General features: G+C 38.9%; 17 protein-coding genes. 3 read left to right on the forward strand and 14 right to left on the reverse strand.

Annotated features, from left to right (window positions below; all coding sequences use genetic code 11):
• Positions 1–28: 28 nt before the first annotated feature.
• The 8 genes from ACRPI0_RS09505 to ACRPI0_RS09540 form a co-directional block, all read right to left on the reverse strand.
• On the reverse strand, positions 29–271 hold the full coding sequence (locus tag ACRPI0_RS09505) for a hypothetical protein (protein ID WP_432352358.1): 243 nt from the start codon (positions 269–271) through the stop codon (positions 29–31).
• Positions 240–476, reverse strand: coding sequence for a methyltransferase domain-containing protein (locus ACRPI0_RS09510; RefSeq protein ID WP_432355921.1), 237 nt, complete (start codon positions 474–476; stop codon positions 240–242). The genes ACRPI0_RS09505 and ACRPI0_RS09510 overlap by 32 nt, the downstream gene beginning before the upstream one ends.
• 826 nt (positions 477–1,302) lie before the next feature.
• Positions 1,303–1,617, reverse strand: coding sequence for a hypothetical protein (locus tag ACRPI0_RS09515; RefSeq protein ID WP_432352359.1), 315 nt, complete (start codon positions 1,615–1,617; stop codon positions 1,303–1,305).
• A 391-nt stretch (positions 1,618–2,008) separates the two neighbouring features.
• Entirely contained in the window at positions 2,009–2,803 is a 795-nt protein-coding gene (locus ACRPI0_RS09520) for an SDR family NAD(P)-dependent oxidoreductase (RefSeq protein ID WP_432352361.1), read from the reverse strand.
• Positions 2,804–2,854: 51 nt separating this feature from the next.
• Entirely contained in the window at positions 2,855–3,868 is a 1,014-nt protein-coding gene (locus ACRPI0_RS09525) for a helix-turn-helix domain-containing protein (protein WP_432352363.1), read from the reverse strand.
• A 443-nt stretch (positions 3,869–4,311) separates the two neighbouring features.
• A complete protein-coding gene (locus ACRPI0_RS09530; RefSeq protein WP_432352365.1) occupies positions 4,312–4,548 on the reverse strand; it encodes a hypothetical protein in 237 nt (78 codons plus the stop codon).
• Between the two features lie 308 nt (positions 4,549–4,856).
• A complete protein-coding gene (locus ACRPI0_RS09535) occupies positions 4,857–5,081 on the reverse strand; it encodes a DUF4017 family protein (protein WP_432352367.1) in 225 nt (74 codons plus the stop codon).
• Positions 5,082–5,169: 88 nt separating this feature from the next.
• Positions 5,170–5,301: a DUF4083 domain-containing protein gene (locus ACRPI0_RS09540; protein ID WP_432352368.1), complete on the reverse strand. Its 132-nt coding sequence runs from the start codon at positions 5,299–5,301 to the stop codon at positions 5,170–5,172.
• 333 nt (positions 5,302–5,634) lie between these two features.
• Between ACRPI0_RS09540 and ACRPI0_RS09545 the strand changes: the two genes are divergently transcribed.
• On the forward strand, positions 5,635–6,249 hold the full coding sequence (locus ACRPI0_RS09545) for a DUF3298 and DUF4163 domain-containing protein (RefSeq protein WP_432352370.1): 615 nt from the start codon (positions 5,635–5,637) through the stop codon (positions 6,247–6,249).
• On the opposite strand, the gene ACRPI0_RS09550 is transcribed toward ACRPI0_RS09545, so the two are convergent.
• Positions 6,246–6,791, reverse strand: coding sequence for a hypothetical protein (locus ACRPI0_RS09550; RefSeq protein WP_432352372.1), 546 nt, complete (start codon positions 6,789–6,791; stop codon positions 6,246–6,248). The genes ACRPI0_RS09545 and ACRPI0_RS09550 overlap by 4 nt on opposite strands.
• A gap of 129 nt (positions 6,792–6,920) precedes the next feature.
• Here ACRPI0_RS09550 and ACRPI0_RS09555 point away from each other — a divergent pair, with 129 nt between their 5' ends.
• Positions 6,921–7,658 carry a metallophosphoesterase family protein gene (locus ACRPI0_RS09555; RefSeq protein WP_432352374.1) on the forward strand — a complete coding sequence of 246 codons (738 nt, stop codon included), beginning with the start codon at positions 6,921–6,923 and terminating at the stop codon, positions 7,656–7,658.
• A gap of 27 nt (positions 7,659–7,685) precedes the next feature.
• On the opposite strand, the gene ACRPI0_RS09560 is transcribed toward ACRPI0_RS09555, so the two are convergent.
• On the reverse strand, positions 7,686–9,278 hold the full coding sequence (locus tag ACRPI0_RS09560) for a BCCT family transporter (protein ID WP_432352375.1): 1,593 nt from the start codon (positions 9,276–9,278) through the stop codon (positions 7,686–7,688).
• 151 nt (positions 9,279–9,429) lie between these two features.
• Here ACRPI0_RS09560 and ACRPI0_RS09565 point away from each other — a divergent pair, with 151 nt between their 5' ends.
• Positions 9,430–9,798 (forward strand): hypothetical protein, encoded by a 369-nt coding sequence (locus ACRPI0_RS09565; protein ID WP_432352377.1) that lies wholly within the window; start codon positions 9,430–9,432, stop codon positions 9,796–9,798.
• Between the two features lie 5 nt (positions 9,799–9,803).
• On the opposite strand, the gene ACRPI0_RS09570 is transcribed toward ACRPI0_RS09565, so the two are convergent.
• The 4 genes from ACRPI0_RS09570 to ACRPI0_RS09585 all read right to left on the reverse strand — a co-directional run bounded on the left by ACRPI0_RS09570 (position 9,804) and on the right by ACRPI0_RS09585 (position 12,823).
• Positions 9,804–10,412: a YitT family protein gene (locus ACRPI0_RS09570; RefSeq protein ID WP_432352379.1), complete on the reverse strand. Its 609-nt coding sequence runs from the start codon at positions 10,410–10,412 to the stop codon at positions 9,804–9,806.
• A gap of 136 nt (positions 10,413–10,548) precedes the next feature.
• The gene (locus tag ACRPI0_RS09575) at positions 10,549–11,772 is read right to left on the reverse strand and encodes a dicarboxylate/amino acid:cation symporter (RefSeq protein WP_432355922.1); all 1,224 of its coding nucleotides are present in this window, start codon (positions 11,770–11,772) and stop codon (positions 10,549–10,551) included.
• Positions 11,773–11,961: 189 nt separating this feature from the next.
• Positions 11,962–12,279 (reverse strand): DUF4870 domain-containing protein, encoded by a 318-nt coding sequence (locus tag ACRPI0_RS09580; protein WP_432352380.1) that lies wholly within the window; start codon positions 12,277–12,279, stop codon positions 11,962–11,964.
• Between the two features lie 61 nt (positions 12,280–12,340).
• Positions 12,341–12,823 carry a PaaI family thioesterase gene (locus ACRPI0_RS09585; RefSeq protein ID WP_432352382.1) on the reverse strand — a complete coding sequence of 161 codons (483 nt, stop codon included), beginning with the start codon at positions 12,821–12,823 and terminating at the stop codon, positions 12,341–12,343.
• Positions 12,824–12,914: the final 91 nt, after the last annotated feature.

A 12,914-nucleotide genomic window follows, 5' to 3' on the forward strand; every position in this document is an offset into this window, starting at 1 on the left:
ACAAAACAGAGAAATGAGGTTTAGGCTTTTATTTTAATGTCGTGTCATTTCTCGTTAGGCGAGTGCCTGTTTCAATAAGATTTGTTTGCGGAAATATATCGACAGGCTGTATGCCTTTAACTTGATATCCGTGTTCAACTAAAAATGCTAAATCTCTCGCCTGTGTTTCTGTATTGCAAGAAATATAAACGATTTTTTTCGGCTTTAATTTGCACATAGAAGTTAGAAACGCTTCGTCGCTACCTGCTTGGAGGATACATAATGACTGCATCAATCGCCTCGTTTTTCATTGCCAGTTCGACCATGAATTTCCCCGCATCTGCTCGGTGAAAACGTACGTTGTTAATGTTATTCCGTTTTGCATTCATAACTGCGTCTTTTACACCATCATTATTGATTTCTACTCCGATAACTTCTTTGACTTGATCAGCAACGATTAAAGAAATTGTTCCAACACCTGAATAAGCATCGATTATTTTTTCATGCCCTTAAAATCAGCCATCTCTATCCCTTTTTTATACAAAACTTCTGTCTGTGTTGGATTGATTTGATAAAATGATTTTGATGAAATTCGAAAACGCAGCCCACAAAAGATGTCTTCGATAAATCCTTTCCCATAGGTAATGGATTCGGTTTCCCCTAAAATCATGGATGGATGTATCTTTCTTATTTACATTTAAAATGACCCTTGTTATTTGAGGATGTTTCTTCTTCAAAATACTGACAAAGTTTTTCCTGCCATGGAACATAGAGTCCGATATAACTAAAACAACCATCACTTCTCCAGTTGCGTAGCCGGTCTAAATTAGCACATGCCTTAAAAAGCCCTGGCCGGTATCTTCATTGTAAGGTTTCATTTTATATTTTTTCATAATGCTTTTTATCGTCTTCATGATCCGATCAGCGATTGGATCTTGGATTAGACATTTGTCAATATCGACGTTGTCGCGGCTATTTGTTTTATACATCCCAGCAATTATGGTTCGGATTTTAGTTGTTGAACAATCGCACCCGTTTCTGGAACAATGATTATCAGGTTTTATTATTAAAACATCCTTCGCAAACGAATTCACCTTCGTTCCTTAAATATACTTTTATTTCTGTAAATTCTTTACGTTTAGGATAACGCATTTTCACAAAAACAATGTCGTTTTCTTTAATCTCTTTATCACATTCAATACATTTGGGTTTATCCCACAGCACGGCAACACACCTCCGTATACAAAATGCTCAATTATTTGGCCCGATAGTTTAAGAAAAGCAGAATTCACTTTCCAACAAACGCACCCGTTAATGCAAAATTCATCCCATCCACATCGCCCAAACGAAAAAAGAAAACATAGAAATAAGAAGTCCTATTAAGACAGAAACGATAACACACGCAATGAGATATACATTTTTGAGTTTCAAAAATTTAATTAATAAAATGGGGTTAGTTATATACAATCCAATACTAAGGAAAGTTACGATAGTAATAGCAGTTGTTAACTCAATTGACGGGTTGCGTTCATTCAAAAAATAAGATATACCTTGACCGTAAGTTCCTAGAACAGTTGCAATTGCAAGGCTAATAGTTACACCGATAATCGCAAATGAATTATAAACTATTACCCTCATACTCCTAACCCCCCTTCTTTAAGATTCCCCAACAAAATGGTCCTATTACTGAAAAAGGGTGCAGTTCTTCTTCAAGAAATGCCCTCGATTATTGTTGACATACGAAATCAACATATCTACTATATTGTACCAAAACTCCAGCAAGTTATCGGACTTCTCTTGAATGATAAATTGAATACCTTATATTTAAATGAACTCATGCAAGAAACAATTACACTCTCCAAATAGAAATGTTGAAAAACCCACACCTAATAATAGGCGTAGGTATAAATTGAAAAGTACCTGTGTGTGAAACTGACATGTATTTTAAACAAACACGAAAGTTTCTTGCATAGGTACCCTTTTCTTTTCTTTTCTTTTCTTTTTTTCTAATTCTCGAAATAGAAGAGTGTTAAAAAATAGTCGGTACCATTCCCCCGTCCATACGGATTGGGGACCCTTTAAATGCGGATGCATAAGGACTACATACAAATGTAGCAAGTCTACCTATTTCAATTGGCTTGATAAATCGCTGTATTTCAGATTGGGGTAAATTTTTAGTCATAAAGTCTTTCTCTTTTTCCAAAAAAGTCATATCTTCATTAGTGTAGATCCCCTCTATTATTTGCTGTACATTTTCAGACAACGTTGGTCCCGGCATGATTGTATTGACTGTAACTTCTTTTCCTACTGTTAATTTAGATAAGCTTTTTGACAATGATAATAGCATGGACTTTGTCATACAATACTGAGGCATTTGTCCCGATGGCATAATTGCTTCTTCACTCGCGATAAAGATGATGCGGCCATAATCTTTATTCATCATTTTAGGTAAATAAAATTTAGATAATCCATTTGCAGCTAGAACATTAGTACGAAAATATTTAATCCATACTTCATCGTCAACATCCTCATATTGCATAATTTCATAAATACCCATATTGTTAACTAAAATATCAATATCGGGGTACTTTTCGAATAAATCCTCTCTTTGTTGAACAACCACAATATCGGCTGTAGCATTTTGAGGAGAGGTAGCAGGGAAATTGGATTTAATTTCATTTACAATTTGTTCTACCTCTTCATAATTCCGTCCATTAATTAGAACATTAACACCTTCTTTGGCAAGTTCAATCGCAATTGCTTTACCTATACCTTTCGTCGACCCTGTAACTAATGCTGTTTTATTGTTTAATCCCATATCCATTATATATTTCCCCTTTTAATCCAGTTTTCAATACTTACTTTCAAGACAAAATTAATTGATTGGGCTGGTACCTACATGTTCAATACGCCAGTTTGAAGGAGTATCACCTTCCCAAAGGTGGAAGGCGCGATAGAACGAGTTTTGGTCTTCATATCCAATCAGAAATGCCACTTCTTTAATATCAAGCGATGAATCTCTCAAGTACTCTCGTGCCTGATCGTGTCGTGTTTGAGTCAACAGACTCTTGAAACTTGTCCCTTCTTCCGAAAGCCGGCGCTGCAAGGTACGATTGCTCATGCCTATTTCTCTAGCAATAGTCTGAATGTCTGGGCGACCTCCTGCTAGGCTATGTTTTATGATCCACTTGACCATCTCTGTTATTGAGCGGCAATGTTGTTGCTCTCCTAACGATTGATCCAGTACAGGAATAAGAATCTCCAGTAACTCTGCATTATACGAAACAAAAGGACAGTCTAAATCTCTTCGATGTAGCGTCAACCGATTGCAATTCGAACCAATCCGGACAGGGCAGCCGAAGTAATCTTCCAGTGTCTTCACATCGCCCATTGGGTGTGAAAATTCGACAAAATTCGCCGTCAATGGTTGACCCGTTCCCCGACGCCCTAGCTCCAAGAGAAACGCCAACGTGATACCCACGAGTATCGGCGGACCGGGTTGGTTGGTATACGACCATTCGAGTTCGATTGTACAGTCTTCGCCTTCCTCGGTAATGAGTAACTTTTCAGGTGGACACAGTTGTTTGTACCTGGCCATTCGGTTTAGAGCATCACGGTAGTCACGAGCGTGATAAGCCGTTAATACGGACGGTGGATAATGTGCTGTTTCAAATGCGGTCGCAAGCTTAATGATACCTTTGGAAGCATCATCCATGAGATTGGAATACGCCTGCCAGATTGCGAAGTATTGGGCAGTAGTGACAACTGGTTCAGTAATAATAGTGAGCGGTAGTCGTGCTTTTCGAACCACGTCCTGGGTGGCAATTCCTAATTGACGTAACCCATCCCAAAATCCTAATGGCATTTTAATACGACTATTGATTGTCATACATACTGCCTCCTTTAGCTATCTACATAATCACTAATTAAGATTGTGTCTTGCCGGATTAGTTATAATAGTAACTTCCCATTGTCATTCTGTAACTAGCAAAGGACGACAACTACCTTGCTAATCACGCCAAATTCGTGGAATAGTAATAGGTGCCCCCCCCCGTGGCGCTAGATGAAGTACGCTAATTCACAATCCATCTCCAATCTCGTATGGATTTCAGGTTATTTATAAAGTTCTTAATTAATCGATACTTACAATAAAGGTGGCATAACTTTTAAAGTTATGCCACCTTTATTGTGTTGAAAAAGACCAATAAAAGGATTGGTCCTTCTTCTTCAATTGCCCCCGAATGTTGTTTAATTATCTATGTCACCATTTTTCATTTTCATATTTAAAGAATCATATTCCTCTTTTTGGAACATTACAGTTATCCTGGCTACTCATTTTGAATTTGGATATAAATATAATTGCTGATTAAACTTAACCCCAAACGGAGTAATCACTTGATAAATCAGATTTAAAATATGGAAACATTCTAAATCCACACCATCTTTTAAATGATTTTTAACACCTATAATTACGACACCTTCAATACTTTCGAATCTAACTTTTCTAAGAGAAATATCGTTTACTTTACACAATCCTTTTATAATTTGCTTGATAACATCTGATTCCACTTCATTCCCCCCTCGTAAAACATCCTGTTCTTCCTACACAAACTGGCCCGTTTGTTGAATGAACTTCATTCACAATTCGCTCAGTCGTTTGATGCGAATGGTGGCCGACTCCGTAACGCTCAGTGTGAGTCTTGTGACCTTGTAAAGTGGTTCCTTAAGTTCTTCTAGTTTTGAAAATACAATAATGTGAACCATTTCTTATGGATTGAGTCTAGCCATACCCCTCAGAGAACGCCCGACTTGTAGCTCAAAGCATCCTCTTGACCGGAGGGAATTATATATCTTATTTGCAACCACTTACGAATTGCTTAAGTTCTTTTATATAAAAAATATGAAATCAACGCAGTCACAACCAAAATGGGAATTGCATAAACTTGCGCGACTAACAATTTCCACCCTATAAAGTTATACTCTTCAGAGGCAGGTAGTGAGACGGCAATAATACATACGATCAAATAGACTACTAATGGCCAAATAATATATTTTTTCAACGTGAACCCTCCTAATTCTTTACTATCAATTTCGTTCAACAATCTTAAAGCCCTATAACCGGAACGAGCACAATCTTTATTTCATTATCGAGCTCGTTAAATAAAAAAATCTAACACTTACTCATTTCTGTTATTTTGTTCCGTGATTCATGTTATCAATTTTATTAAGTTGCTGCTTCCGCTTATTTTTATTATGGATCAAGAATACAATCAAAGCGATGATTACTACTACAAAACCAAGTGAAATCAGTTTGAATATCATATCTCCTAAGTTAAAAGTGCTATTAATGGAATCTAAATTAATCTTACTCTTCCCCTTTTCAACGTCTAATTTAATCAGTTCGCTCAATAAGTTTTATTCAATAACACGTTGACATAATCTCGGCATAATTTACCAGAGTGTTGCACTATGTATTGCATTAATAGTTATTAAGATCTCATCACTTAAACCATAGCAAAAACAAATCCATAGTATACCATCAATACAAAAATATAACGGTGTACACTTTTAAGCGTACACCGTTATATTTCTGACGTATAGGTATCGGAATGCCCATGCTTGCATAGCATAATGCATTGAAGAAAGGATGATGTTTTGAAAAATATATCGGTACTAATCACAACACGCCAAATGCCGAACCCCTCCCCATCCATCTCCATTGCATATCCGGAAGTCCTGCTTCCCCACCTTCCTGTCGTACAGCATAGTCTCAACACTCAAATCCGGAACGAGTTAAATCAGTTACTCATCGACCAAAACTACTACGATCCAAGTTTAGTCGAACTCCTCGTTTACTTCGAAATCAAAACAAACGAAAGAGACCTATTAAGTTTGACTCTCGTAGCCTACTCATTCACTGGTGGCGCACATGGCATGACGGTCGTTCGTCCCTTGACGTTCGATACGCAAACCGGGAAAAAATATTCACTTCACAATCTACTTGGCTCTAAAGATTTTGAAGAGCCGATTTCCAATCACATTCGGAAAAAAATTGAGGAATGGCATGTTGACCTACTTGACCCACCCTTCACAGAGATCAGAAGAGACCAAGACTTCTATCTGGCGGATAATTCACTCGTGATCTATTTTCAATTGTATGAAATCACCCCATACGTATGGGGATTCCCATACTTTCCAATAGCGTTAAAGGATATCGAGTACTTAATTCCATCTGAAAGTCCTTTGCAACGCTTTCTACCTTTTCTCTAATTTCTCTTCTTTCGAATGATCCAAGATAGAATGAAAAGGACCACAATAACTCCACCAATACTCGGGAATAACCAGACATTATAGTTGTTTGACGAAGAGCTTGGTTCACTTTGGATAAACTCTTTCTTCCCCTCTCCAAGCTCCTTTAAATCGTTCGCGGCATTCATTTCCGTTGTCGTACGTGTACATATCGTACTTGTTAAAAAACCGGGTTCTTCTCCCTCGCTAAAATCATTCGCGTAAAACAAATAGCTTCCACCAATCTCAATGGGGAGACCACAATCCCCACTGTTAAATCCTGTGTAGACTTTGATTGTTTCCGTTTCCACACCTTTCCACGCTTCGCGAACATTAATGGTCACTATTCTCTGAGTATCCTCGTCGACGATGTCCCTAATCGTCCCTAGAAATACAGCATCCGCTTCTTCTTTAGCCACGGATACTGGAGGAAGTTCCACACATGAACATGCACGTACCTTCTTTTCAAGCGGTATTGACCAGATAATTATCATTAAACTGAAAATAATCGCTAATTTCCTCACTATCTCTGCCTCCTCATATTACTGAATCAGACGATATACATTGAAATCCGTTACAAGTTTACTGAAATTGATTTCCCGGAAAATTTGGCGTACTCTATGTGTAGAGTGTGGAGAGAAAGGAAGAGTTGCGTGAAACGAACATTAGTCATCAGTGACATACACGGCGAGCTAGATATGCTGATTAGCTTATTAAAAAAGGTAGCATATGATTCAAAAAAAGATCGACTCTTTTTACTTGGCGATTACATAGATCGAGGACCGGATTCAAAAGCGACGCTCGACAAAGTAATAGAGCTAGTCCAAGGTGGCGCAGTCGCTCTTAAAGGAAATCATGAAGATATGATGATCAAGTCTCTAGTAGAGGGTAATGAACGATCATGGCGCAATTGGACAGGTCGCAATGGTGGAGATGCAACATTGCAGAGTTATGGTTTTGAGCGGGATTCTTTCTTATTTTCAGACGAAGATGAATTCCATAAACCTTACCTGCACTCAGATCACCTCAACCGCCACATAGCATTCATCGAGGACCTTCCTTATTACATAGAAGAAGATGATACTATTTATATCCATGCTGGAGTGAAACCTGGTGTACCACTAGAAGAAACAGATCCTTATGAGCTGATTTGGATTCGAGATGAATTTCATAATAATTACGCTGGGCCGAAAACGGTAGTTTTCGGACACACCCCAACAAAAAGCTTACATAATGACGAGAGCAATAATAGTATCTATTATGGAACGAATTCAATCATCGGTATCGATGGAGGAGCCGTATTTGGAGGACAGTTAAATTGCTTAGTCCTACCAGATAATAAAGAAATCTCTATTACTGCAAAAAATAAAACAAGCAACCGAGTTAACTGACTCGATTGCTTGTTTTTTTAATCCATATTATTTGTCCATTCCATCTTTTTTCTTGTGTTTCGTTTTACTTCGTTCCTTTTTCTTATTGTACTCAGCTTCTACACGCTCAAAACGTCGCACATCTCGTGGACGTACTGTTATAGGTTCTTTTTTCAACATCTTCACCATAGAAAAGAGCATAATAATCAAAAATACACCAAACGGCAATGCCGAAACTAAAGATGCTGATTGCAGTGCTTCTAACCCACCCGCATAGAGCAGTACTGCTGCAATGGCTGCCATAAGTACACCCCAAGTCAATTTAACCGCCATTGGAGGTACTAAGCTTCCCCGTGTTGTCATACTCGCTAAAATATAAGTTGCAGAGTCTGCAGATGTGATAAGGAATGTAAAGATTAGAATGATTGCTAAAAACGTTAACAACCCTGTAAACGGCATATGTTGGAACGTTTCAAACAGCGCTGATGTGACGTCTTGATTGACCACTTCCGCAATATTTGTACCGTTTTTCAAATCACTGTATAACGCAGTTCCACCTAGAGTCGCAACCCACATACATGCGAATACTGGAGGGATAACCATAACACCGATTATGAATTCACGGATTGTCCGTCCTTTAGATACGCGAGCGACAAAGGCACCGACAAATGGCGACCATGCAATTGTCCAAGCCCAGTAAAAGATCGTCCATTTTTGTACCCATGTTCCTTCACCATAAGGCTGTAACCGTAAACTATATTGAATGAAATTCGAAATGTAATCTCCGATTGCCAACGTAAAGGTATCCAGGATAAATACTTTTGGACCGACGATGAAGAAAAATACGAGTAAGGTTATTGCAAGACCTAAGTTAAAATTCCCTAAATAGCGAATTCCTTTTTCTAAACCTGTGGATGCCGAAATCATATACGCTATGAATACGACGGCAATAATTGAAAACTGTACAAGGAATGTATCGCTAATACCGAATGCATACTCTAACCCGCCACTCATCTGCAACACACCAAGGCCGAGAGAAGTCGCAATTCCCATTACAGTTGCAATGACGGCTAACGAATCTATGCCGCCTTTTAAATACTTATTGGAACCTACTACTGGCTCCAAAGCTGTTGAAATAAGTCCGTCTTTCTTTTTCCTAAACTGTAAAAATGCAATAACAAGTCCTACTAAACCAAAAATTGCCCATTGAGAAATACCCCAATGGAAAAACGAATAGCCCATTGCAAGTCTGGCCGCTTCTTCCGTTCCTGGCTTGACCCCTGAAACTGGTGCATTAATATAGTGACTCATCGGTTCTGCTACACCATAAAATACTAGACCGACACCAAAACCTGCAGAAAATAGCATACCGATCCACGTGAAGAACGGAAAATCTGGTCGTTCCTCATCTCCGCCTAATCGAATTGCTCCAAATTTACTAAGCGCTAGTCCAATCAGGAAAACAATTAACGCAAATACAACGAGCAAGTAGAACCAGCCAAAACTTCTCGTCGTGAATTCATATAGCTTATTTGCTACCAAACTGAATTTTTCATTCATGACCGCACCAAGTAAAACTATGACAAAAATAACAGATGCAGAGATGATAAATACTGGATTCTTCCAAAACTCTTTCTCCAAGGGCAACGACTCCTAAATAGATCAGATGGTATTCTAATACCCTGAAATGGAGACGCATAACATATAAGTCCACATACTTACTCAAATTTCACTGGATATGACTAAAACTTCAGCTTTCCGGATACAATTTGTATGAAAAGGACGTGATTCCATGAACAGTGAAGATGTATTTGCGCTCAGTCTCTACATACCGCTCATCCTTCTATTAGGCGTTATCGAAATCACACTTGGCGCGTATGCAGGCGTGTGGAGCAAAAAACGTGCAGCAGCAAAGTTACTTCTTAACATGAGCTGGACATGCACGTTAGTCCCATTATTCTTAAACATTCCATTACTAACCCGAATGGTCGATTCATTGTATGAAGGACGACCTAAAACAGGTTCTCCCATTAGTGGTGATGGATACTTTTGGTTTTCCGCTGCCATAGTTTTTCTACTCATTTTAGTCAATACATTGGATATCTACCAAAGTTATCAACTAGCCGCGAACAACGAAATGGAAACGGAAAAGGAAACGTAACTGAACTAAGCGAGTTTTGAAATGCTTCCAGAAGGGAATCTACTAATTTCCCTAGAAACAATAAAACTAATGGTAATGCCCACACAACACACCGTTATTAACGAGAGAACTAATGAGACAGCGGGAACTAACAAACTACCTACAGTCACAATAATTACGTCAAAAACAAGGATAATGAGACCTGAGTTGGTTTTCAATCCTTTCGCTACAAGCTGAGCCAGCAAATCTGTTCCGCCAATACTAATTCCTCGCCGCAACATGAGACCTGTACCTATTCCAATCAGGACTCCACCGGTAGCAGCACTTGAAATTGCACCACCAGGTAACAACGCTGCAACTCCCCTTAACGGTGCTAATGTATCAATAACAACGGCGGAGATAAGCATTCCGTGAATGCCATTGTAAAAGAATGGTCGGTAGACAAACCATGTTAACAAGAATATAGGTATACTGATTATTAAAAACGTCAAACCTACCCGAGTCTCCGTTACATAGTGGACAATCAAGCTAATACCAAGCGCGCCTCCTTCCATCAAGCCATGCGGAATGAGAAAAACATTCAGGCCAACAGCAAGTATCACACTGCCAATTAACAGGGCTACAATTTTTCGCACACTTTCCAAATGAGTTCACCACCTAATTGCATTCTTCTACAACTATATGATTAGCAAGTGGCAGACTTTCGTGAAGAAAGAAAATAATGAAAAACGCGCCTCCCATATATATTGGAAGACGCGTTTTTTTGTGTATTTATGAATGAACAGAAGTCTCAATCGGCTTAATTTCCCGTTCCGATCCTGCTACAATAACTGCTGCAGATGCATCGCCCACAATGTTAACTGATGTGCGCATCATATCGAGAACACGGTCAATTCCCGCAATAAGAGCAATCCCTTCAAGCGGCATATTTACCGAATTCAAGACCATCGCAAGCATAATCATGCCAGCACCTGGAACCCCCGCTGTTCCAATCGATGCGAGCACTGTCGTCAAGACAACTGTTAGGAGTTGCATGAACGTAAGTTGAAGGTCGAAGAATTGAGCGATGAACACAACAGCAACACCTTGATAGATTGCTGTTCCGTCCATATTAATAGTTGCACCAAGCGGCAGTACAAAACTTGCAATCCGTTTTGGGACACCAAGATTTTCTGTTGTGTTTTTAATAGTAATCGGAAGTGTACCCGCACTACTCGCAGTACTGAATGCGACTAAGGCAGCCGGGAAAATCCCTTTAAAGAATGTGATTGGGCTTAGTTTGCCCATTGTTTTAACTGCAATCGAGTACACGACGAGTGCATGGACAATACATGCGATGTACACAGCTAACACGACTTTTAGTAAGGGTAACAACACTGATACCCCATACTCTCCGACAACTGGAGCCATTAAACCAAGAATACCAAACGGTGCAACACGCATAATGATGCCCGTGATTTTGTACATGATTTCTGCAAATCCTTCGAAGAAAGCGAGTACAGGAGAAGCTTTCTCTCCTACCATCGTAATCGCGATTCCGATGAACAAAGCAAAGAAAATGATTTGTAGGATATTCCCTGAAGCGAGTGCTTCAAATGGATTCGTTGGAACAATATTCAAAAATGTATCGATAGCACTTTGTGGTTCTGCAACGGCAGCTTCAGGAATAGTACCTTCATCGGTTGAGATATTAACTCCAGTGCCTGGGTTAATGAGAAAAGCAACTGACAAACCGATAACAATCGCAATCGCTGTAGTGCATAAATAGTAGGCAATCGTTTTGAATCCGATTCGGCCTAGCTGCTTAGGATCAGACATACTCGCTACACCGACAACGAGTGTCGAAAGAATAAGAGGTGCTATAACAAATTTAATGAGTCGCAAGAACAAATCACCTAGAGGCTGTAAGAAGTCGATTTTACTTCCAAAAACACTTCCTAGTATAATAGCCAAAACAAATGCAACAAAGATTTGTGTGACTAGGTTAAAACGTATTTTCAATTCTATTCCCTCCGTCTCATAATTATGGTTTTTGTATATTCTACTGAATATGTATACATGCAACCGCTTTCACAGAATAATAAAAAACCTTTCAAGGCGCGCCACTGCACCTTGAAAGGTTTTTACGTGTGCATTTCTATACATAATAACTTTTCTAGTATAGAAATGCAACTGATATTTTACTTAGAACCATCTTCCTACTATCGGATAATTGTATGACTCATCATTTATCGTTTTAATAATCGCGATAATTGGAATGATGAGTGTCATTATAATAAAAGCAAGTAAGAATGGTATGCCAACTATTATGAACGACAATATGACTGAAATTGTGATTAGTATTAACATAGTTATCTGGAAGAGTAACGCTTGAATCGATAACCGTTTAATTTGATCATCTAACTCTACAAAAAGTGTCAGGATGAAAATAACAACCGGTACCAAGAATGGTGCGAAAAATGCACTTGCATGTATAAGAATCTTTAATCCTTTAGTTTCCATAGGTTTCCACCCTCTCATTTCAACTACTACATAATACGGGGGAAATCCAAAAAAGATTCATTTATTTCGCGCCAAATGAGGCTGGCATAACGACTGCTACTACTTCTCCAGTTGCACAAAGCTCACCTTCAGCAAATACTTCTACGATTACCTTAAACTTTTTAGGGTGTATTTCTTCTATTGTTCCAACCGCCTTCAATTGTTTTTGTTCAGGAGTCGGTTTCACGTATTTGACTGCCAAGGAAGCGGTTACAAAACGAGGTGGGAGTTCCGTATCTTCAGGCTCAAATCCATTCTTACGATGAAGTGCTAATGATGCAGAACCTGTTCCATGGCAATCGATTAGCGACGCGATGATTCCCCCGTAAACAAACCCGGGAATCGCCGTATGTGCAGACTCAGGTTGATAGTATGTAGCCGTTTGATCGCCATCCCATCCAGTTCTAAATTGGTGACCATCCTTGTTTAACCGTCCGCACCCATAACACCAAGAAAAATCTTCTGGATATCGATCTTGTATTGCATACTCAATCTTTTGACTCATTTCTATTCCCCCTTTTCCATTTGCATATCAGTATAGCATAACTTTTTGAGACTTATTTTTTAACTCTTTGCATAGACTAACCTCGATATAG

The sequence above is a fragment of the Sporosarcina sp. A2 genome (assembly GCF_050858885.1).
Taxonomy (GTDB): Bacteria; Bacillota; Bacilli; order Bacillales_A; family Planococcaceae; genus Sporosarcina.